This is a genomic window from Moraxella sp. VT-16-12 (assembly GCF_002224245.2).
Lineage (GTDB): Bacteria > Pseudomonadota > Gammaproteobacteria > Pseudomonadales > Moraxellaceae > Moraxella.
Genome location: NZ_NKHK02000016.1, coordinates 1 through 20,406, shown reverse-complemented (window position 1 = coordinate 20,406; position 20,406 = coordinate 1). Strand labels below are relative to the sequence as shown.

Sequence of the window (20,406 nt, the reverse complement as noted above, 5' to 3'; positions counted from 1 at the left end):
TCTGCGTGTAGTATAGATGGCAAGCCACATGATGAGGTGCATGGGGTAGGCGGATTTATAATGCGTATACTTTTGAGCAAAATGCTGTGTTAAAGCAATTAGTTCATCATTTGTGGGTAAACGACTACGTTTGGCAGAGCTTTGGACTTTACGGGCATAGCGAAGCCCAAGCATTGCCCCTTCAAAACCTGCCAAATCTATTTCCATGCCCCACACAAGTTTTGCATGACGAAGTACACCACGAATGGCTATCATATCGCCATTTAAGGTTTGTGGTTTTACAGTAATTAGCCGATGATTGGCAAAATTGGCAAAGTCCATATTGGTTAATTTGCTGATATATTTTGCACCAATGGACTGTTTGGCGATAAATAGCAAGCTCATCTTGTGTGAACGCCCAAAGGAGCGACCTGCTTCTGACAAGTAACGTTCTATGGCTTCTGACAGTCGTATGTCATCAACTTGTACTTGATGTATGCTGTTAGGATTAAGCTCTATTTCAGCTTCTCGCTTTTTTAGCCAATTTTGGGCTAAATTTTTCTTGCTAAATGTGCGACTTTCGCTATACTTGACACCATCTTTGTTGATGCGAATGGCAGCACGATAACGTATCTTGCCATCTTTGGTTGTGCGTTCTGTAATTGTTCCCATAGATTTACACCATAAAAGAGTTATTTAATAATGGTGTAAATATGGTACAATAAAAATACAAGCAAACACAAGTATCAACAAGTAAGCACAAGTAAATAAACTGTAATTTTTAATATTAACCACTTAAATTTTAAGAGATTTTTTATAAATGACTGATTTTATGAAAGATAAGAGAATATCCTTAGCACCTATGATTGATTGGACGACAACTGACTTTCGCCATTTTGCTCGTTTATTTAATCCATACATTTATCTTTATACTGAGATGATTAGCACCAGTGCCATTTTAAAAGGTGATGCCAGTTATCTACTTAGATATGATGACAGTCAGCACCCGTTGGTGTTGCAGCTTGGTGGTTCAGACCCTAGCCAGATGGCACAATGCGTGAAAATAGCGGATGGCATGGACTATGATGAATTTAATATCAATGTTGGCTGTCCGTCTGACCGTGTGCAACACAATAAAATCGGAGCGTGCTTGATGGCAGAGCCAAAATTGGTGGCAGATATGGTGCGTGCGATGAAAGACAACACCGACAAACCCATCACAGTCAAGCACCGTATTGGTATTGATGAGTGTGATAGTTATGAGTTTATGCGTGATTTCGTGGGGGAAGTTGCACAGGCAGGGTGTACTCATTTCATTGCTCATGCCCGTATTGCATGGCTACAAGGTTTATCTCCCAAGCAAAACCGAGAAATCCCCCCTTTGCGTTATGATGATGTGTATTGTTTAAAACAAGATTTTCCCAATCTTTTTATAGAAATCAATGGCGGTATTGATAATCTTGCTGACATCAAAACGCACTTGGCTCATGTGGATGGTGTGATGGTGGGGCGAGCATTTTATCACAATCCCATGTTGATGGGGGAGTGTTGCAAACTTTGGGGGCAATCAGCTCCCACACATCGTCATATTTTAGAAAGTTTGTGCCAGCAGCTACTAAAACAACAAGATGATAACACAAATTTGGCAAATCTTTCTCGGCATTATTTGGGGCTGTTTACTGGATTGACAGGTGCTAGAAAATGGCGACAGGCACTTAGTGGCAAATCCCATTTGACGGTTGATGACATTAGGCGAGTGGCTGATGAAGTGTTAAAAATCAACAGCTTATGATACAGCATATTTTTGCATACCAAATATGAAAAAATCTGCTAAAATACAAAGTTTACACAAAATTTAAAAGAGATGTCATGACTACTTTTGTTAGTTTTAATATTAATGGGCTTCGTGCCAGACCCCATCAACTTCTTGCTGTGCGTGATATGTTAGGTGCGGACATTATTGGACTGCAAGAAACCAAAGTGCATGATAACGCCTTTCCTTTGGCTGATGTACAAAAACTGGGCTATCATGTGGCGTTTTTTGGGCAAAAATCTCATTATGGCGTGGCGATTTTATCAAAATATGCCCCCATTTTTGTACAAAAAGGCTTTCCTTTTGCTGACTCAGAAGCCCAAAGACGACTGATTCATGCTCGTTTTGACATTGGTGGGCGAGAAATTGATGTCATTAATGGCTATTTTCCCCAAGGCGAAAATCGTGGTCATGAAACCAAATTTCCCATGAAAAAAGCCTTTTATGCTGATTTAAATGTCTATATTGATGAGCTTAAAGGGCAGGGGCGAGAGCTGATTATTATGGGCGATATGAATATTTCTCCCCATGATAATGATGTGGGGATTGGTGAGCAGCACGCCAAACGCTGGCTTAAAAATGGCATTTGCTCCTTTTTGCCAGAAGAACGTGCGTGGTATGATGAGCTGATGAGTCGTGATTTGCATGACACTTATCGTAAATTTAATCCAAATGGTGCAGATGAATTTAGCTGGTTTGATTATCGCTCAAAAGGGTTTGAAGACACACCAAAACGTGGGTTGCGTATTGACCATATTTTATGCACAGATGGGCTGATTGAAGATTGTATTGGTGCAGGGATTAGTTATGACATTCGTGCTTTGGATAAACCATCCGACCACGCACCAATTTGGGCAAAATTTGGTGTTTAAAAGATAATATGGGGGTAGATTAATCCCTATTTTTTATTTTATTTAACATAATCTTTTTTTTAAAACTATCAATAGCCATTTACAAGATAATGGTAATTTTATAAAATAAAAAAGTACTTAAATTTATATCAAGAAAATGAAACTCATTTTAATAGACCAAGATGGCGTATTGGCTGATTTTGAACAGTCAGTCAAATCTATTTGGCAAAATCGTTATGGTGTACCGCTACCTTTGAGTAAAGATAGAAAGCATTTTTATTTGCACCAAGAATTGCCACACCATGCCGAAAGCCTAAATAATATTTACGCCGAACCAGGGTTTTTTGAAAATTTACCACCCATTAGCGGAGCGATAAATGCTTTGCACGAGCTGTTAGATGCTGGGCTGGATGTACGAATTTGTACGGCACCTATTAATGCGTATCGACATTGTGTGAGTGAAAAATTTGCATGGGTAGAGCGACATTTGGGACATGAATGGATAAAGAGAATCATTCTTATCAAAGACAAAACATGGGTGCGTGGTGATATTTTGATAGATGATAAGTCACATATCACAGGCAGTGTTCAACCAACATGGGTACATTATTTATATGACCAACCCTATAATAGAACAATAGACAAGCCTAGAATCAGTTGGACAAATAGAGCAAGTTGGGATTTTTTGTTAGCATAGCTTAGCCTTATTGATTGGAAATAGCCTGTTTTTTGCTTATTATTTTATTTAACATAATCTTTTTTAATTTCAGAAATTTTAAAATTAAAAAGATAAAATAGGGCATAAAAAATCAACCCAAATTCTTTGAATTATGGGTTGATTTTTAAAAAAGTTCATATAAAATTAACAACAAACAGCTTATCAGATTTTAGGCATGATATGAAAAATATTTTTGTTATTTTTATGTTAATTTTTACGACAACTGTCTTGACAGGCTGTGTGCATAAGATAGTTACCGTTCCTGCAAAAGTGGCTTATAAGACCACCAAAGGTGTGGTTAAAGGAACAGCCGTTGTTGTTAAAGCAGTCATTCCTGATGGCGATGATGAGAAAAAAGACAAAAAAGATAAAGATGATTAGTTTTTGCAATAAAAAACCTGCCTAAATTAGCAGGTTTTTTAGTGGTGGGGATTATTTTTCTACCCATTGGCGGATTTTTTCACGTTCTTCTTCACTGGCATTCAACCAAAGCTCCATAAACCCATCTAAGTTATCCTTTTTTTGAACGTTTTGGGTGTGCTGGGTTTGAGTGGTCGGCACGCCTGCATTTTGAGCGGTGTTTAGTGAGTTGATGGCTTTTTGGTTGTCATTGATGGCTTTGTCTTTACCAAACATACCACGAATACCACCTAATCCTGATAAAATACCTTCCCTTTCTTGACTGGTGTTTTCTTGGGCAATGATGTTGCCATGATGAGAGATGGCAAGGCTCGGTGCTTTGACGTATTCTTTGGCGGATTGATAACTATTTGGTTGATTTGGCATGATGAGCTGATAATTTTGGTTATCAGCCAACTCAGCGGTAATGGTGATGTTACCTGATTTAAGATAATCATGACTGCCATTGGTTAAGTCAAATAAGCGGTCATAACGGGCGGTGATGACATGGCGACCTGCCTGCAATGTAAAGTCTTTTTTGAGTGGTTGCAGGATATTGTGGCGAACTTCTTGTCCGTTGATTGCCATAACTTTGATGTTATCATCAACACTCAACTTAACATCAGCAAATACAGCGGTGCTGATAAAGGCGGTTGCAATTAACAGGAATTTTTTCATAGGGCTTCCTTATAGGGGTGGGTTACAGGGTATAGCGTGTGATTTCCAACGAAAGTGTCTCATGGTCAATGAGCTGTTTGGCTTCTTCAATGATTTTTTTGGGGACTTGTACCCGAGATAGGTGTGTCAAAAGGGGTGATACACCATCTAAAACACTTACGATGTCTTTGGCGTTTTGTGGTCCTTGATGAATCAGGTGGCTTAAAATTTCATCAGGCAATCGCCAGTTTTTTCTGCGTAAAATGGCATGAATGACGGCGATTTTATCTTCTATGTCATCACCTGTTGGCAAACGCATGGCAGGTGGTGTGGATAGGCGGGTTTTTAGGTCAGGCAAATGAATGGCTAAATCTATGGAGGGATTATCGGCGATAAAGATAAGATTTTTTTGTTGCTCTCTGATTCGGTTTATTAGGTGAAACAATCCTTCTTCCCATTCATCATGACCGCATACTGATTGTACGTCATCTAAGATAATCAAGTCAAAGGTTTCAAGTCCTGCCAAAACCATGACATCATCACCGCTATTAATCACTTCACTTAAAGACAGGCAAACTACATTGGGATTTTTTTTACTGTAATGATTTAAAATGGCAATCGCTAGGTGAGTTTTACCCACACCTTCATCACCAATAATAAACAGCTCGCTAATTTTTCCTTGACACAGAGCTTCAATGGCGGTCAGTATGGGGGCATATCCTGTGCTGGTAAAATCATCAAGGCTGGCATCTTGGCGAACGTCCATGTTATCCAAAGATGGCTGAAATGGGGCTTTATATGTCATCAAATTGCCTGAAAATAAAACTGTGATATATATAACATATTTTTATGAGTTTTGGCAAGTTAATTTATCTTACTTGACCTTTAAAATAATAATTGCTTTGGCGATATGCCTCATAAGTATGATGAAACAATACATTGATGATGGCTGAGACAGGCAAAGCGATGAGCATACCCACAAAACCAAACAAAGACGCTCCTGCCAATACCGAAAAAATCACCCACAATGCCGACAGACCGATTTTATCGCCAAGCAGCAAAGGCTGTAACACATAACCTTCCATGGCTTGACCCACCATAAACGCACCAATGATAAGTACCAAATGCACAGGGCTAAACCCAAACTGCATCACGCCTGCAATCAGTGCTGACAAAATCCCAACTGCAAAACCCAAATATGGCACAAAACTGGCAATGCCTGCACTGATACCAATGATTAACCCTAGATTTAACCCAATCAGTTGCAACTGCACCGCATAAATCATGCCTAACAACAACATCACAGACAACTGACCTTTGATAAAGCTCATCAAAGCGACATCACAATCTTTAGCAATGCTGACCACTTTTTTTTGGTAAGCAAGCGGAAACGCAGACAGCCATGTATGCAGGCGAGTTTGCCAATCTATCAAAAAATAAAAGGTTAAAATTGGCATCATCACAAACAGCCCAAAGGTACTGGCAACATTTATCCCTGATGATAAGATTTTTCTAATCATGCTTTGGGCATCCGACACTTCATAATTGCTTTGTATGTATGTCATCAAAACGCTTAATGTGTCAAAATCTAGCGTGGGCAAGTTAAAATCAGTATTTTTTTCAATATAAACTTTGGCGACATCGTTATACCACACCACAGCAACGGGTATGGATTGCCAAAACATTTGTAATTGTTGCCACAGCATGGGCAAAAGCCATACTAGCAATGCCACACATACAATCAAACTCAGGACATATACAATGACGATGGCTAATATGCGGGGCATTTTTTGGGCAAGTTTACTGACCAAAGGATTGAGCATATAGGCAAAAATAAACGCCACCACAAATGGCGTTATCACCGAACGCAACAAAAAAAGCGCATACAACAAACCGCCCACAAATGCCAAAATGATGAGACGGCGAAAAAATGGGTCAATGACACGATGTGGCATAAGACTCCTTGTGTATCAATATTTAAGGCATTATAGCATATTTGCAAAAATTTTCGCACCACACGCCTGCATACCTTAAAATCAGCCAAATAATTTGCTATAATGGCAAAATTTTAGCCCCTTTTATTTGCTAAGGACATATTATGACCACCCAATCATTAAGCTATAAAGATGCAGGCGTAGATATTGATGCAGGCGAAGCACTTGTGCAACGTATCAAATCTGTTGCCAAAGCCACCACACGTCCCGAAGTTGTTGGCGGACTTGGTGGGTTTGGAGCATTATGTCGCATTCCACAAGGTTATCAGTCGCCCTTGTTGGTTTCTGGCACAGATGGTGTTGGTACAAAACTAAAACTTGCCCTTGACTTGAACCGTCATGACACCATCGGTCAAGATTTGGTTGCCATGTGTGTCAATGATTTGCTTGTTTGTGGGGCTGAGCCGTTATTTTTCTTGGATTATTATGCCACAGGTCGGCTTGATGTGGACGTGGCAGAAACAGTAATTAAAGGCATTGGCGATGGCTGTCAGCTTGCCAACTGTGCCTTGATTGGCGGTGAGACTGCTGAGATGCCAGGCATGTATCAAGATGATGATTATGATTTGGCAGGTTTTTGTGTGGGCGTGGTAGAAGAAGATGAGGTCATCACAGGAGCAAATGTCGCCACAACAGATGTTCTAATTGCTTTGGCAAGCTCTGGTGTGCATTCTAACGGGTATTCTTTGGTACGTAAAGTCATTGAAGTAAGCGGGGTTGATGTCAATGCTCATACGCTAGATGATGGCAGAGTTTTGGCGGATGCCTTGATGGCACCCACACGCATTTATGTCAAATCAGTCAATGCCCTACAAAAACAGCTTGGCAATGCAAACATTCACGCCATGGCACATATTACAGGTGGTGGTTTGACCGAAAACTTGCCCAGAGTATTGCCTGATAACCTATCTGCCGAGATTGACCTTACTACTTGGGAGTTCCCTGCGGTATTTAAGTGGCTACAACAGGCAGGCAATATTGAGCAAAGTGAGATGGTGCGTACCTTTAACTGTGGGGTGGGCTTTGTGATGGTCGTCCCTAGCGACAAAAAAGATGACGTGCTACATTTCTTAAAAGAACAAGGCGAAATTGCTTGGCAGATTGGGCAAATCATCAAGCGTACCGATAAAGCGGTGGTTTATGTTTAAAGGTTGAATTTGCTTTTAAATGGTTGATGAAATTCAATTTAAAAGTAGCCGTAATGCAACCGATGATTTTTGCCTGTGCAATCTCATCAGTGTCTTGTACAGGCACACAAAAAAGACAAATTTGCGAAAATTTAGGTGGTAAATGGGGTAGCGTGCATTCAAAGTGCTATCGCTCAAATTATATGAAACAATGCATAAAAGACGATATATGTATTGATGATTGGCGTTGGCTTTCAGGCGACTATTGCCATAAAATACAGCTTGGCATGGATAAAGAAATGGTAATATTTTGGCTTGGCAAACCCAAAGAACCTAATTTTCAACACCAAAATACACTTACTTGGCAAGCCTATAAAGCAGAAGTGGGTACGGTTACAGCAAATTTTACCAATAATCGATTAATCAAGTTTGACTGTCCAAGTTCAAAGTGATGATATGCTCATGAAAAATCCTTTAAAAATCGCTGTCCTAGTCTCTGGCAATGGCAGTAATCTGCAAGTATTGATTGACCAAATGCAAGTAGGAAAATTGCCCATTGAGATTGTCGCAGTCATCAGCAACAAAGCAGATGCTTATGCGCTGACTCGTGCCAAACAAGCAAGCATCACCACCTTTGTGATGGATAAAAACCCACAAGGCAAAACCTATCCCCGTGCCGAATTTGAGCGTCTTGCCCTTAACGCCTTACAACCTTTGGGGGTGGATTTGGTGGTGCTGGCAGGCTTTATGAAAATTTTAACGCCACTGTTTATCAATGGTGTTCAAGATGAGCTTAATGCTCCAATGATAAACCTGCACCCTTCGTTATTGCCTGCTTATAAGGGGCTACATACACATGAACGAGTCTTAAAAACTGGCGACAGACGGCACGGGTGTAGCGTGCATTTGGTAACCACGCAGTTGGACGCAGGGCAAGTGTTAAGCCAAGCGGTGCTTGATGTGGGTGCAAGCGACACGCCTGCCACTTTGCAAAACAGAGTGCATGAACTTGAATATATGTTGCTACCACGCACCATTGATTTTATTGCACGGGGGGTGATTGATTTGACAAATGCAGGCGAGCCCATTGTTTTTATGACTAACTAAGATTTAGGCACGCCATGTTGCCACAGCACTTTTTTGGTAACTTTGGTTTTGCCTTTTTTATTTGTTTTATAAAACAGCTCTTGCCCATGTTTTTGACCATTTAAATATTCTTGGCTGTGGGTTTTGTTGTCTTTATCATAGATTTCTGTACGGATGAGCTGTTCATTTTCATCAAAATATCTAAACTGCCCATGAAATTGACCGTCCACATAATAGATAATGGTTTTTAGTTTGCCATTTTCGTGATATTGGCGTTCTTCGCCTTGGGCTTTGTTATTGACATAATTTAGGACATATTTAGGCTGACCATTGTCATAATAAATCACCGTTTTGCCGTGCCGATTATTTTTGCCATTATAAGCAGATTCTTGTTTGACAATTTTGCGATGGTCTTCATAATAATAACGCCGAAAAATCATTTTGCCATTTTTGTCGGTAAAATCGGTAAAATTTAAGCGGTCATTTGCATACAAACTGCACGCTTGACCACCGTCTTGGGTGGGTTGACAGTCTTCTTGATAGTGAATCTTTGGGTTGTATTGATAATCTGATTGTTTGCGAGCACCGCCTTGGCAGACGGCATAACCAATCGGTCGCATGGTCTGTGATTGACCTTGGGGAATGTAGCACAGTCCACCCGATAACGCCCCTTGTGGACAGTAGCAGTTGGCATGGGCAGTATTGGCGACAACTCCCAAAACTCCTAAAAACGCACTGAATAAAATTAATTTTTTCATCAATTTTCCAAATAAAATGACGGCTAAACCGTCATTTTATAAAAGTTTGGGCTACTGATGCAAGCGATATTATTTTAAATAATCCTGCAAGGCTTTTGCCTGATTGTCAGCATTACCAATGTAAGTCGCTGGCGTGAGCTTGGCAAGGCGTTCGCGTTCGGCAGTCGGCACAGCAGACAGCTCATCACCATTGACAAAATCCACCATCATTTGACGAGTCATGGCTTGACCGCGGGTGAGTGCTTTGAGTTTTTCGTAAGGTTTTTCTACATTGTAGCGTCTCATCACCGTTTGAATGGGTTCTGCCAGCACTTCTTGGGCATTATCCAAGTCTTCGGCTAGGCGATTTTCGTTAATTTCTAATTTGCCAATGCCTTTTAGGCAAGCTTCAAAGGCAATCAAACTTTGAGCAAAGCCCACGCCCATATTACGCAGTACCGTGCTGTCTGTTAAATCTCGTTGCCAACGGCTAATCGGCAGTTTTTCGCCTAAGTGAGCCAGTACGGCATTGGCAAGCCCTAGGTTGCCTTCGGAGTTTTCAAAATCAATGGGATTGACTTTATGGGGCATGGTGGATGAGCCAACTTCGCCTTCTTTTAATTTTTGTTTAAAGTAGCCCAGTGAGATATAACCCCAAACATCGCGGTTAAAATCAATCAAAATGGTGTTAAAACGACGTAGGGCATCAAACAGCTCTGCCATGTAATCGTGTGGCTCAATCTGTGTGGTGTAGGGGTTAAAGGTCAGTCCCAAGCTTTCCACAAAGTTTTGGGCGTGTTTGCCCCAATCTATGTCAGGATAGGCAGACAGATGGGCGTTATAATTACCCACCGCACCGTTAATTTTACCTAATAACTCTACTGAGTTAAATTGCTTTAACTGACGATGTAAACGATAGGCAACATTTGCCATCTCTTTGCCAAGCGTGGTGGGGCTGGCGGTCTGTCCATGGGTGCGAGAAAGCATGGGGGTATCAGCGTATTTATTCGCCAAAGTGGCAATCTCATCCACGATTTTTTGCATGGACACCACCAACACATCACGGGCAGATTTGAGCATGAGTGCGTGTGATAGGTTGTTGATGTCTTCGGACGTACAGGCAAAATGGATAAACTCGCCTGCACCAGTAAGCTCATTTATATCAGCAATTTGCTCTTTTAAAAAATACTCTACTGCTTTGACATCATGGTTGGTGGTGCGTTCTATCTCTTTGATACGCACAGCATTGTCTTGATTAAAATTGGCGACAATGGCATTTAAATGGGCAAGCGTATCATCTGAAAACGCAGGCAGCTCTTTGATTTGGGTGTGGTTGGCTAGGGCTTGTAGCCAGCGAATTTCTACCGTAACTCGTGCATGAATCAAACCAAATTCGGATAAATATGGACGTAAGGCATCACATTTGGACACATAGCGACCATCAAGGGGAGAGATGGCAGTTAAGGTGGATAAATCAGACATAAAAACTCCTTAAAATCAGTAGGTTAGAATTTTACATAAAAAACCCACCAACTGGCGGGTTTTGAGGCTTATTTGATTTCAACGCTGGCACCAACATCAATATTAGATGATAATTCCAGTACGTCCCAGTTGGTCAAACGCACACAGCCTAACGATGCTTGGCGACTGATGCCTTCGGGCACAGGAGAGCCATGAATGCCATAAGATGGCTTACTTAGCCCCATCCATACCACGCCCACAGGACTGTTTGGGCCGGGGGGTAGAATATAGCTTTTTGGTTTGGTGTCTTTATCTACGGTGGCTTTGTAATGGGGCATTTTCACTTTATTGACGATTTTGTAAGTGCCACCGGGGGTGTTACTGGCCGAACCGCCAACGGTGGTTGGATATGCGGCGACCAGTTTATTGCCTTGATAAGCATACAGTATTTTGTCGGCACGGTCAGCAACCACACGAGTTACTTTGGTATTTAATGGATTGCCGGTATTGATGACGGTGATGGTCTCGCCTGCCACAAATTTTTTATTGGGGTTGAGTTTTTTTAGATAATTGACGTCCATATGAAAACGCTCACCAAACATTTCTGTGATGTTTTCATAATATAACCCCTTTAATTTGGAGCGGGCTTCTGCCCCTGCTGGCAAAGAAGTAAATTTGGTATTGACATCTTCTTTGGTGATGGTATAACCAACCAAAATCGGCTCATTAGGGTTAATGTTGGCAGTCAGTGCCTTCCAAGTGGCTTCGTCCATTTTGCCAGTGGCAGGTAAGCCTTTGATTTTTTGAAAATTGGTCAGGGCTTTTTTGCTGTTCATGCCCCAACCACCATCAATCGGACCGGGGGAGGCGTGATTCCAATCTAACAAAACCTGCATTTTGATGGTCATGGCACTATTGACCTTCATATTGGGCGACCATGTGGATTCATTAACTGCTTTGGCATAATTAGACAGGTTCACCGTGGTATAACGTTTGCCGTCTTTTTCTATGCTGTTGATGGCAGAAGTATCAGCAGGCGTGTCAGTAATGCTGGGGATTTCCACATCGCCATAACTGATGTCGCCATCTGATTGCTTGATTTGGGTGTCGGTTGCAGCGTCCGTATTGGCATGAGCGATGATGGGTAAACACGCCGCCGCCACGCATAAAGTGAGCTGTTTTAAAGTCATAAAATATCCTTAAAATGGTTTTGGTTTATCGCACCAATTCAATCGTACCTGAAACTTGATAACGCAGCGTGCTGTCGCCTGCTGATAGATTTTGCATGGTGGCATCAGATGCCATCTCTTTCATGGCGACACTTCTTAGCACAGGATAATGGGCGTTTTGACGGTCTAGGGTTACATTGACCAGTTTATAATCTTTTGCCCCAAAGGCAAGGGCGGCATCTTTGGCATCTTGTTTAAAGCGAGCAATCGCACCATTCATCAGCTCTTTTTGATGGTGCTGACGGCTTTTTTCAGAGACTTGAAAGCTGATGCTGTCCATGGTCATGATGGCTTGGAGTTCACCCAAAATCTCGCCCGTTTGCTCAAAATTTTGGCTTTCTAAGTTGATGGATACCATGCCTGTCAGACCGACCATTTTGCCGTCTTTATTATGGCGTGGGTAGCTGGTTTGTTGTCCTGTAACCACTTTGACGTCTGGGTATTTTTTGGCGATGGTCATCGCTTGGTTAAGCGTGCTGTTTAAGGTGGTCGCCAAAGTCTTTGCGTTGGTGGCTTGGGCGGTTTTGCTTAATGTGGCGTGCATTTCATCGTTGTCAATGACTTTGCTAACTTCGCTACTTAGGGTGATTTGTTCGTAACTTTGAGAGATTGCCAGTGGCGACATCAGCAAACTTGTGGCAAGGGTCATGAGTTTTAAGGTCATTTCATGCTCCAAAATTTGTAAAAAACTCATTATAACACACTTTATTTATGATGGTAGAATATGCGTGTTTTTTGTGCATTTTTACTTTTTTGTTGAATGCCATACAGGGAGAGCGTATAATGTGCCTTTATTGCTAAATTGCTAACTCACAGGAGCTTTCATGTCAAACAAACTGCTTGACCTTATTGAGTCTACCAATGCCAAATGGGTGGATTTTCGTTTTACTGACACGCACGGCAAAGAAATGCACTTAACTTTCCCAGCATATAGCATTGACGAAGATACCTTGGAAGACGGTAAAATGTTTGACGCATCAAGCGTGGCAGGCTGGAAAGGCGTGGAAAGCTCAGACATGATACTGCTGCCTGACCCTGATACGGCGTATCTTGACCCATTTTTTGAGATGCCAACTGTGGTGGTAACTTGTGATATTATTGAACCTGACACCTTACAAGGCTACGCTAAAGACCCACGCTCCATCGCTCGCCGTGCCGAAACTTACCTAAAATCTACTGGCATTGGTGATAAAGCACTGGTTGGGCCTGAACCTGAGTTTTTTGTGTTTGATGAGGTCAAATGGGACATTGATATGTCTGGGGCTAGAAATACTGTCATCAGTGAGGCAGCAGCATGGAGTACCAACAAAGATTATGCGTGGGGCAATAGCGGTCAGCGTCCTGCGGTCAAAGGGGCGTATGCGGTGGTGCCACCGATTGACCATTATCATGACATGCGTGCGGTGATGTGCGACCGTATTGATGAGGTGATGGGTGAAGGTCGCATTGAAGTTCATCATCATGAAGTGGCATCAAGTCAGCTTGAAATTGGCATTTCATTTAATACGTTGGTCAAAAAAGCAGATGAAGTACAGCAGTTTAAATACATTGTCCAAAATGTTGCCAATCAGTTTGGTAAGACCGCAACTTTTATGCCAAAACCGCTTGTGGGTGATAATGGCTCGGGCATGCACGTCAATATTTCCATTTCAAAGGATGGACAAAACACCTTTTCAGGTGATGAATATGCTGGATTGTCAAAAACGGCGTTGTATTTTATTGGCGGGGTGATTAAACACGCACGTGCATTAAATGCCATCACTAACCCAAGCACCAACAGCTACAAACGCCTTGTGCCACATTATGAAGCCCCAATTAAACTGGCTTATTCGGCATCCAACCGCTCGGCATCCATTCGCATTCCCCACGTCAATAGCCCCAAGGCGGTGCGTGTGGAGGTGCGTTTTCCCGACCCATCAGCCAACCCCTATTTGTGCTTTGCGGCGATTTTGATGGCGGGGCTTGACGGCATTGAAAACAAGATAGAGCCGGGGGAGGCATCTGATAAAAACTTGTATGATTTGCCACCCGAAGAAGAAGCATTGATTCCAACAGTGGCAGAGAGTTTGGAGGTGGCATTGGCTGCTTTGCGTGATGACCATGAATTTTTGTTAAAAGGTGGCGTATTTAGCAAAGAGATGATTGAAGATTATATTGCCTTAAAAACCAAAGAGGTTCAGCGTATTAATGAAGCGGTGCACCCCTTAGAATTTGAGATGTATTATCGCTGTTAAACTTTTATCGCCCTAATAGACATTAGGGCGATTTTGGTTTTATCAAAGGTGATTTATGAAAAAAATAATTTTACCCTTATTGGCTGTTGTATTCACTCATGGTGCGATGGCAGATGACGTCACAGGCAAGCCAACACAAACCATCATCAAAACCACCAATGGCGACTTTAATGCTTACGGAAGAGCAGTGGCTTATTTGGAGGCAAATTTGCACGCCTTGGATTTTGTCACCATAAAACAAGCTGCCAATACTGGTGATGACAAAGCCCAGTTTCTTATGGCAAAGTTTTATGAGCTGGGTATACACACCCCCAAAGACCAAGTACAAGCACTAAAATGGTACGAAAAATCAGCAAAACTGAGTAATGGCGATGCCCAAAATAACTTGGCGGTTTATTATTTGAAAAACAATGACCCCAAAAAGGCACGTGAGTATCTGAGCTATGCGGTCAACCAAAATCATCTGATGGCTATGGTCAATCTTGGTAGAGATTTATTAAAAAGTGGTGATGAGAGCAACCGACAGACTGCCATTGAACTGCTTAAAAAGGCGAGTGCAGGCGGTTATGCACCTGCCGATTATGTGTTGGCATTTGATGTTTATGATGACACTGATGAAGTGCTTGCCATGCAACATTTACAAAAGGCAGCCAATGCAGGTTTTGCCCCTGCTCAGTGGGAGCTGGCAGGCAACTATCAAATGGCAGTGTTATCGCTTGCATCACCAGAGCAAAGAATGCAATACGCCAAAAAGGCGGTCATGTGGGCAAGTCGTGCTTGTGATAACGCTCATGAATTTGCGTGTAATCTAAAAGATTATTATGAATGGAACCCCAAAAAAGAAGCACTTTACCAAGAATACACAGCCAGATGTCAGCAGGGTGAGCAAACAGCTTGCCAAGAAGCAAAATTTATGATGGCATGGAAGCATGAATGGGAGAGCATGCCCTAAATTTTAGACAAACGGCATAAGTTTTATCTTGTGTCGTTTTGTTTTTTGTGGGATTTGGGGTATATTAGGGGTTTCATCATCTTAGGAACATTCCATGTTTAAATATCTTTTTGTATTGGCAGGCGTGATGTCATCATCTGTATGGGCGTATGACATCACCATCACTGAGCCATCTGTGGATAGAGCTTATCACAAGCTACTTCAAAACATAGAGGTGGTCGCCGAAGTGGATTATTTACCACAAGGTTATACGACTGCCATTTTATTAAATGGACGTGTGGTCGCCGATGGACTGACTGCCAGCATACCAACACAAGATTTAGACCCAAATGCTTATCAGCTTAGTGCCATCATCATGGATAAAAACGCCAAAACCGTTGCCAAAGATGAAAAAATGGTTTATGTCATTCATAAAGCAACCCTTGCGCATAAAAAACAAAACGCCATTAAAGTGCGCGAAGCTTATGATGCGTTGCCTTGGCATAAAAAACTTGCCATCGGACTCAATCCCAATGTACAAGCTCCCCAAAAAGTAGATGAACAAACACCCACTTGGCAAATCAAATAAATGCAAATTGCCAAAGCGTGCCAAAGATATTATAATGAGTTTTTATCTACTTAAAGGCATGATATGGACTGGAAAGGTCGCAGACAAAGTACCAATATAGAGGACCGTCGTGGTGGTGCAAAAAAAGCAGGCGGGATAGGGATTGGCAGCATCATCATTGCATTAATTGTGTGGAAGGTGTTTGGTATCAGTCCTGAGACCACGCTTGGCGTTACCCAACAAATCACCCAAAATACCCAAAGCACCCCCACCAATGAAACCGCCAGCCAAGCAGAATCTCGACAATTTGTAGCAACTGTACTGGCAGATACCGAAGATGTGTGGACACCGATTTTTCGTCAGCTTGGGGGTACTTATCAGCCACCAACTTTGGTGATGTTTACAGGGCGAGTACAGTCAGCCTGCGGTTCTGCCACGTCAGCCAGTGGGCCTTTTTATTGTCCTGCCGACCAAAAAGTATATCTGGATACGCAGTTTTTTGCAGACATGAGACGGCAGATGGGCATCACAGGTGAGCAGGCGGGCAGTACGCAGCTAACACAAACAGGTCAAGCAGGCGATTTTGCTCAGGCGTATGTGATTGCTCATGAAGTGGGTCATCATGTACAAACTTTGCTTGGCATCTCAAATCAAGTCCGTCAAGCCCAAGCTAAGACCAACCAAACCAATGCCAATCAGCTTTCGGTTCGCCAAGAACTACAAGCTGATTGTTTTGCAGGGCTGTGGGCTCATCATAATCATAAGCGAACACAGTTTTTGCAGGCGGGAGATATTGAAGAAGCCCTAGATGCTGCTGAAAAAATCGGTGATGATTATTTGCAACACAAAGCTCATGGGCATACTGTGCCTGACAGCTTTACTCATGGCACCAGTGAACAACGCAAACGTTGGTTTTATCGTGGTTTTGAATCTGGCGACATTCAGCAGTGCGATACTTTTGGGGTTAGAAACATTTAAATCAAACAAAAAAACTTGGTCGTAAAACCAAGTTTTTTAATGTCTAAAAATAAAAACCCACCATGATGGTGGGATAATATGGCGCAGCGGACGGGACTCGAACCCGCGACCCCCGGCGTGACAGGCCGGTATTCTAACCAACTGAACTACCGCTGCTAGGTCGCTTAACTTTATCAGTAAAGTTAAAAAACTATGGTGGGTGGTAACGGATTCGAACCGCTGACCCTCTGCTTGTAAGGCAGACGCTCTACCAACTGAGCTAACCACCCCGTTAATTTTGGCTATTATAGCGTTTTTTAATAAAAAGTCAAATCTTTTTTATAAAATGATGGCAAGTTTTGATGAGTCATACAGAAAATTTTGGGAAATTTGGGATTTTTAATGATGAAATTTGGCTGATTTTGAACAAAATCATCAAACAACCAACCCTAATTTGAGCGTATTTTATCATTTTTAAAGACATGATTTGCAAGTTTAACTTGCAATTTTTGATATTTTATAAAAAATTACTAAAAATATTGAGTTTTTGTGTAGTTTTGCTTGCAAAAAACAAAAATACTCGCTAAAATCCAAGAGATTTTTTGAATGAATTGGGTAAAAACATGACACAAAACACCAAACAAACCCAAGGTGAACGTCTAAAACAACTTAGAAAACAGCTTGGTCTGTCCGCAGATGCATTGGCAAAGTTGTTAAGCGAACATGGTACGCCTGTCAGTCGTGGGGCGATTGCCAATTGGGAATGTGATAAAAATGGCATTGTCAGCGACAAATTACCCATTTTAGCTAAGATTTTACACACCACTGAAAGCTATTTATTAACAGGTGAACCCATGATGGGCGAAACCAACATTTTAAGAGATACCACGATGAACACGCCCAATCACCGCCCACTAAAAAAATCCACCAAACTTAGCAATGTTTGCTATGACATTCGTGGTGAACTGCTACAAACTGCCAACAAAATGGAAGCTGAGGGGCAACGCATTATTAAATTAAATATTGGTAACCCTGAGCCATTTGGTCTTTTGCCACCTGATGAGATTGTACAAGATGTGGCGATGAATCTGCACAATGCTTCTGGTTACTCCGATTCTAAGGGGATTTTTGCGGCTCGTAAGGCGATTTTGCAGTATTATCAAGCTAAGGGGCTGTTATCCGCTACCGATGTGAATGACGTATATGTCGGTAACGGTGTCAGTGAGCTGATTGTGATGGTCATGCAAGCACTTTTAAATGATGGTGATGAAGTGCTCATCCCCATGCCTGATTATCCATTGTGGACGGCAGCGGCAAATCTTGCTGGGGGCAGGGCAGTACATTATCGCTGTGTAGAAGAGGATAATTGGCATCCAGATTTATCAGACATAGAAAGTAAAATCACCCCAAATACTAAGGGCATTGTCATAATTAATCCCAATAACCCCACAGGCGCATTGTATTCTGATGAAGTCTTAAAGGGCATTGCCGATTTAGCAGTCAAATATGGGCTGGTGATTATGGCAGATGAGATTTATGACCGCATTTTGTATGATGACGCAGTGCATACACCCATGTGTACCATCACTGATAAGACACTTGTTTTGACTTTTAATGGTTTATCAAAATCACACCGAATCGCTGGTTATCGCTCAGGCTGGGTGATGATTAGCGGCAAAAAAGACCATGCAAGTGATTTTATTGAAGGCTTAACCATGCTTGCCAGTATGCGTTTGTGTGCCAATGTGCCTGCTCAATACGCCATACAAACTGCCATGGGTGGCTATCAGTCCATGCAGGCTTTAACCGCACCAACAGGACGGTTGTACAAACAACGAGAGTTGGCGGTAACTAGACTAAATGCGATTAAAGGGATTAGCTGCACCAAACCGCAAGGGGCTTTTTATTGTTTTGTTAAGATTGACCGTGATGTCTATCCGATTGATGATGACATGCAGTTTATGATGGATTTGTTGGTACAAGAAAAGGTGTTGATGGTGCAAGGCACAGGGTTTAACTGGGACGCTCCCGACCATTTTCGCGTGGTATTTTTGCCAAATTTGATAGATTTAGAAGATGCGATGGATAGGTTAGAGCGGTTTTTTGCCAACAAAAGAAAAGAGTTTGGTACAGAATAATCTTTTGGTTATCAAACAAAAGGGTGATAATCCGCCCTTTTTTGATTAGCCGATAATCTTAAAAAATTGCAATAAAAACAGCACGGTAAACCCACTTAAAAAGGCAATGCCCGCCAAGGCAAACCACTTCATTGCAGGCGTGAGACGACCTTCACTTTTGATGAGCGAGTAATTTAGATAACCAAAAATTGGTGCGGTTACAAAAGCACTAATCATCGCAAATTTAAGCAGGGTTGCCATTTGCCCCAAAAAGAAAGCAATCAGCATAAAGCCTGTTACTATCGTCAATGTTGTCCAAAGCATGACGTATTTTTCGGTCAGCTCGGTTGTGCCTGTTTTGATGAGCGATAGGCTTTCGGCGTTGGTGCGTCCATAACCATCAGCACAGGTGATGACCGTGCCAAACATACATAAAAAAGCAATAAAAGCGACCAACATTTTTGACCAATCGCCAATCGTATCTGTGTACATTTGTATTAATTGACCCACATAAGCTCCGCCTTTGGTGGCAATCTCTTCGCCTGTGCCATATTGCACAAAAACGCCCAACGCCAAGAAAAATAACGCCAAAATTGCCGATGTAAAATAACCCACATTAAAATCTACCATGCCTTGAAAACGGTTGGTGTGGTCGGTGCGTATTTTTTTGGCGGTCCATACAGATGTGATGACAGAAAATTCAAGCGGTGCTGGCATCCAACCCATCAAAGCAATGATAAATCCCAAAGAAGCAAGGTTCCAAGGGGAGGCAGGCACAAAATCTGGGGCGACTTTACTTGGAGAAAAACCTGCCACTATGACTGCCAAAATGGTGGCAATGGTTAAGGCCACGATAATCCATTTGGTTAGGCTATCCAAAGTTTTATAATGTCCTGCAATCAATAATATCCATGATGATACCATGATGATGGTGGATAGGGCGAGTGTGTTTAATTCAATGGGTAACATAAATCCCAAGATGGTTGCACATAAAATTGCGACCGCACCTGTGCTGATGGCTCCTGATATGATGCATAGCACAAAAAACGCCCAAAGGTAGGCTTTGGATTTTTTGGCATATCCTGCCACTAAGCTATCACCTGTGCTGTACGCATATTCTGTACCAAAGCGATAAAATGGGTATTTAAACAAATTTGCCAAAATAATCATGATGGCAAGTTGCCAGCCGTATAATGCACCTGCTTGTGTGGAAGCGATTAGGTGTGAGCCACCAATGGCAGCCGATGCCATTAAAATTCCTGGACCAAAAGACCGCCAATCTAATTTGTTATTGGTTTGTTGCATAGGTTCTCCTTATGCTGATAAAATCTTTGCATTATAGTATACTTTAAAAATAGTACCAAATTTTACCTGATTGGCATATGAGTTGCTAATTTAATGGGGCTGATGTATAATACAGCATAAATAAAAATAATAACAATATCAAATAATTATATTCGCTAAGTTAGCTAATACTTCGCATAATGTGAGCGAGATTATGCAAAAAACCGCTGTGTTATCCTATCTTGGACACAGCGGTTTTTTATG

The 20,406-nt window shown here is 41.9% G+C and carries 20 protein-coding genes, 2 tRNA genes and 1 pseudogene; 12 read left to right on the top strand and 11 right to left on the bottom strand.

The window, feature by feature from the left end; all coding sequences use genetic code 11:
- A pseudogene (locus CEW93_RS10435) lies at nucleotides 1–651 on the bottom strand (hypothetical protein); the annotation flags it as partial.
- Nucleotides 652–811: 160 nt separating this feature from the next.
- On the opposite strand from CEW93_RS10435, the gene dusA reads away from it, so the two are divergent.
- From dusA to CEW93_RS10415, 4 genes are all read left to right on the top strand, one after another.
- The gene (gene dusA, locus CEW93_RS10430) at nucleotides 812–1,771 is read left to right on the top strand and encodes a tRNA dihydrouridine(20/20a) synthase DusA (RefSeq protein ID WP_255504101.1); all 960 of its coding nucleotides are present in this window, start codon (nucleotides 812–814) and stop codon (nucleotides 1,769–1,771) included.
- A 77-nt stretch (nucleotides 1,772–1,848) separates the two neighbouring features.
- On the top strand, nucleotides 1,849–2,664 hold the full coding sequence (gene xthA, locus CEW93_RS10425) for an exodeoxyribonuclease III (protein ID WP_089540556.1): 816 nt from the start codon (nucleotides 1,849–1,851) through the stop codon (nucleotides 2,662–2,664).
- Nucleotides 2,665–2,800: 136 nt separating this feature from the next.
- Complete coding sequence (locus CEW93_RS10420) at nucleotides 2,801–3,340, top strand: 5'-3'-deoxyribonucleotidase (RefSeq protein WP_089540558.1); 540 nt, start codon at nucleotides 2,801–2,803, stop codon at nucleotides 3,338–3,340.
- 201 nt (nucleotides 3,341–3,541) lie between these two features.
- On the top strand, nucleotides 3,542–3,742 hold the full coding sequence (locus tag CEW93_RS10415) for an NF038104 family lipoprotein (RefSeq protein ID WP_089540560.1): 201 nt from the start codon (nucleotides 3,542–3,544) through the stop codon (nucleotides 3,740–3,742).
- Between the two features lie 51 nt (nucleotides 3,743–3,793).
- Here CEW93_RS10415 and CEW93_RS10410 read toward each other — a convergent pair whose 3' ends face one another.
- The 3 genes from CEW93_RS10410 to CEW93_RS10400 all read right to left on the bottom strand — a co-directional run bounded on the left by CEW93_RS10410 (nucleotide 3,794) and on the right by CEW93_RS10400 (nucleotide 6,372).
- Entirely contained in the window at nucleotides 3,794–4,438 is a 645-nt protein-coding gene (locus tag CEW93_RS10410) for a DUF2057 family protein (RefSeq protein WP_089540563.1), read from the bottom strand.
- Between the two features lie 22 nt (nucleotides 4,439–4,460).
- Nucleotides 4,461–5,222 (bottom strand): DnaA ATPase domain-containing protein, encoded by a 762-nt coding sequence (locus tag CEW93_RS10405; protein WP_089540565.1) that lies wholly within the window; start codon nucleotides 5,220–5,222, stop codon nucleotides 4,461–4,463.
- A gap of 64 nt (nucleotides 5,223–5,286) precedes the next feature.
- Nucleotides 5,287–6,372, bottom strand: coding sequence for an AI-2E family transporter (locus CEW93_RS10400; protein ID WP_089540567.1), 1,086 nt, complete (start codon nucleotides 6,370–6,372; stop codon nucleotides 5,287–5,289).
- A 143-nt stretch (nucleotides 6,373–6,515) separates the two neighbouring features.
- Here CEW93_RS10400 and purM point away from each other — a divergent pair, with 143 nt between their 5' ends.
- The 3 genes from purM to purN are packed head-to-tail and all read left to right on the top strand — an operon-like array spanning nucleotide 6,516 to nucleotide 8,645.
- A complete protein-coding gene (gene purM / locus CEW93_RS10395; RefSeq protein WP_089540569.1) occupies nucleotides 6,516–7,559 on the top strand; it encodes a phosphoribosylformylglycinamidine cyclo-ligase in 1,044 nt (347 codons plus the stop codon).
- Nucleotides 7,560–7,612: 53 nt separating this feature from the next.
- A complete protein-coding gene (locus CEW93_RS10390; protein WP_089540571.1) occupies nucleotides 7,613–7,990 on the top strand; it encodes a hypothetical protein in 378 nt (125 codons plus the stop codon).
- Nucleotides 7,991–7,994: 4 nt separating this feature from the next.
- A complete protein-coding gene (gene purN / locus CEW93_RS10385; RefSeq protein ID WP_370511953.1) occupies nucleotides 7,995–8,645 on the top strand; it encodes a phosphoribosylglycinamide formyltransferase in 651 nt (216 codons plus the stop codon).
- Here purN and CEW93_RS10380 read toward each other — a convergent pair.
- From CEW93_RS10380 to CEW93_RS10365, 4 genes are all read right to left on the bottom strand, one after another.
- On the bottom strand, nucleotides 8,642–9,382 hold the full coding sequence (locus tag CEW93_RS10380) for a toxin-antitoxin system YwqK family antitoxin (protein ID WP_089540573.1): 741 nt from the start codon (nucleotides 9,380–9,382) through the stop codon (nucleotides 8,642–8,644). The genes purN and CEW93_RS10380 overlap by 4 nt on opposite strands.
- Nucleotides 9,383–9,451: 69 nt before the next feature.
- The gene (gene purB, locus CEW93_RS10375; RefSeq protein ID WP_089540575.1) at nucleotides 9,452–10,843 is read right to left on the bottom strand and encodes an adenylosuccinate lyase; all 1,392 of its coding nucleotides are present in this window, start codon (nucleotides 10,841–10,843) and stop codon (nucleotides 9,452–9,454) included.
- 68 nt (nucleotides 10,844–10,911) lie between these two features.
- On the bottom strand, nucleotides 10,912–12,012 hold the full coding sequence (locus tag CEW93_RS10370) for a L,D-transpeptidase family protein (protein ID WP_089540577.1): 1,101 nt from the start codon (nucleotides 12,010–12,012) through the stop codon (nucleotides 10,912–10,914).
- Between the two features lie 25 nt (nucleotides 12,013–12,037).
- The gene (locus tag CEW93_RS10365; RefSeq protein ID WP_089540579.1) at nucleotides 12,038–12,745 is read right to left on the bottom strand and encodes an SIMPL domain-containing protein; all 708 of its coding nucleotides are present in this window, start codon (nucleotides 12,743–12,745) and stop codon (nucleotides 12,038–12,040) included.
- Nucleotides 12,746–12,875: 130 nt separating this feature from the next.
- Here CEW93_RS10365 and glnA point away from each other — a divergent pair, with 130 nt between their 5' ends.
- The 4 genes from glnA to CEW93_RS10345 all read left to right on the top strand — a co-directional run bounded on the left by glnA (nucleotide 12,876) and on the right by CEW93_RS10345 (nucleotide 16,762).
- Entirely contained in the window at nucleotides 12,876–14,285 is a 1,410-nt protein-coding gene (glnA, locus tag CEW93_RS10360; protein WP_089540582.1) for a type I glutamate--ammonia ligase, read from the top strand.
- 55 nt (nucleotides 14,286–14,340) lie between these two features.
- On the top strand, nucleotides 14,341–15,237 hold the full coding sequence (locus CEW93_RS10355; protein ID WP_089540585.1) for a tetratricopeptide repeat protein: 897 nt from the start codon (nucleotides 14,341–14,343) through the stop codon (nucleotides 15,235–15,237).
- A gap of 94 nt (nucleotides 15,238–15,331) precedes the next feature.
- Nucleotides 15,332–15,805, top strand: a complete 474-nt coding sequence (locus tag CEW93_RS10350) for a hypothetical protein (RefSeq protein WP_089540588.1) — start codon at nucleotides 15,332–15,334, stop codon at nucleotides 15,803–15,805.
- Nucleotides 15,806–15,868: 63 nt separating this feature from the next.
- Nucleotides 15,869–16,762, top strand: coding sequence for a neutral zinc metallopeptidase (locus tag CEW93_RS10345; protein WP_089540590.1), 894 nt, complete (start codon nucleotides 15,869–15,871; stop codon nucleotides 16,760–16,762).
- Nucleotides 16,763–16,841: 79 nt separating this feature from the next.
- Here CEW93_RS10345 and CEW93_RS10340 read toward each other — a convergent pair.
- Both CEW93_RS10340 and CEW93_RS10335 read right to left on the bottom strand, forming a co-directional pair.
- Nucleotides 16,842–16,918 (bottom strand) — tRNA-Asp (locus CEW93_RS10340).
- Nucleotides 16,919–16,955: 37 nt separating this feature from the next.
- Nucleotides 16,956–17,031: transfer RNA gene (locus tag CEW93_RS10335), tRNA-Val, on the bottom strand.
- A 567-nt stretch (nucleotides 17,032–17,598) separates the two neighbouring features.
- On the opposite strand from CEW93_RS10335, the gene CEW93_RS10330 reads away from it, so the two are divergent.
- Nucleotides 17,599–18,879, top strand: coding sequence for an aminotransferase class I/II-fold pyridoxal phosphate-dependent enzyme (locus CEW93_RS10330; RefSeq protein ID WP_370511954.1), 1,281 nt, complete (start codon nucleotides 17,599–17,601; stop codon nucleotides 18,877–18,879).
- A 45-nt stretch (nucleotides 18,880–18,924) separates the two neighbouring features.
- Here CEW93_RS10330 and CEW93_RS10325 read toward each other — a convergent pair whose 3' ends face one another.
- Complete coding sequence (locus CEW93_RS10325) at nucleotides 18,925–20,163, bottom strand: NRAMP family divalent metal transporter (RefSeq protein WP_089540896.1); 1,239 nt, start codon at nucleotides 20,161–20,163, stop codon at nucleotides 18,925–18,927.
- Between the last annotated feature and the right edge of the window lie 243 nt (nucleotides 20,164–20,406).

Excerpts from the sequence above, each read along its gene's own strand:
- dusA (WP_255504101.1), top strand. The coding sequence starts at position 812 with ATGAAAGATAAGAGAATATCCTTAGCACCTATGATTGATTGGACGACA.
- xthA (WP_089540556.1), top strand. The coding sequence starts at position 1,849 with ATGACTACTTTTGTTAGTTTTAATATTAATGGGCTTCGTGCCAGACCC.
- CEW93_RS10420 (WP_089540558.1), top strand. The coding sequence starts at position 2,801 with ATGAAACTCATTTTAATAGACCAAGATGGCGTATTGGCTGATTTTGAA.
- CEW93_RS10415 (WP_089540560.1), top strand. The coding sequence starts at position 3,542 with ATGAAAAATATTTTTGTTATTTTTATGTTAATTTTTACGACAACTGTC.
- CEW93_RS10410 (WP_089540563.1), bottom strand. The coding sequence starts at position 4,438 with ATGAAAAAATTCCTGTTAATTGCAACCGCCTTTATCAGCACCGCTGTA.
- CEW93_RS10405 (WP_089540565.1), bottom strand. The coding sequence starts at position 5,222 with ATGACATATAAAGCCCCATTTCAGCCATCTTTGGATAACATGGACGTT.
- CEW93_RS10400 (WP_089540567.1), bottom strand. The coding sequence starts at position 6,372 with ATGCCACATCGTGTCATTGACCCATTTTTTCGCCGTCTCATCATTTTG.
- purM (WP_089540569.1), top strand. The coding sequence starts at position 6,516 with ATGACCACCCAATCATTAAGCTATAAAGATGCAGGCGTAGATATTGAT.
- CEW93_RS10390 (WP_089540571.1), top strand. The coding sequence starts at position 7,613 with ATGCAACCGATGATTTTTGCCTGTGCAATCTCATCAGTGTCTTGTACA.
- purN (WP_370511953.1), top strand. The coding sequence starts at position 7,995 with ATGCTCATGAAAAATCCTTTAAAAATCGCTGTCCTAGTCTCTGGCAAT.
- CEW93_RS10380 (WP_089540573.1), bottom strand. The coding sequence starts at position 9,382 with ATGAAAAAATTAATTTTATTCAGTGCGTTTTTAGGAGTTTTGGGAGTT.
- purB (WP_089540575.1), bottom strand. The coding sequence starts at position 10,843 with ATGTCTGATTTATCCACCTTAACTGCCATCTCTCCCCTTGATGGTCGC.
- CEW93_RS10370 (WP_089540577.1), bottom strand. The coding sequence starts at position 12,012 with ATGACTTTAAAACAGCTCACTTTATGCGTGGCGGCGGCGTGTTTACCC.
- CEW93_RS10365 (WP_089540579.1), bottom strand. The coding sequence starts at position 12,745 with ATGAGTTTTTTACAAATTTTGGAGCATGAAATGACCTTAAAACTCATG.
- glnA (WP_089540582.1), top strand. The coding sequence starts at position 12,876 with ATGTCAAACAAACTGCTTGACCTTATTGAGTCTACCAATGCCAAATGG.
- CEW93_RS10355 (WP_089540585.1), top strand. The coding sequence starts at position 14,341 with ATGAAAAAAATAATTTTACCCTTATTGGCTGTTGTATTCACTCATGGT.
- CEW93_RS10350 (WP_089540588.1), top strand. The coding sequence starts at position 15,332 with ATGTTTAAATATCTTTTTGTATTGGCAGGCGTGATGTCATCATCTGTA.
- CEW93_RS10345 (WP_089540590.1), top strand. The coding sequence starts at position 15,869 with ATGGACTGGAAAGGTCGCAGACAAAGTACCAATATAGAGGACCGTCGT.
- CEW93_RS10330 (WP_370511954.1), top strand. The coding sequence starts at position 17,599 with ATGGGCGAAACCAACATTTTAAGAGATACCACGATGAACACGCCCAAT.
- CEW93_RS10325 (WP_089540896.1), bottom strand. The coding sequence starts at position 20,163 with ATGCAACAAACCAATAACAAATTAGATTGGCGGTCTTTTGGTCCAGGA.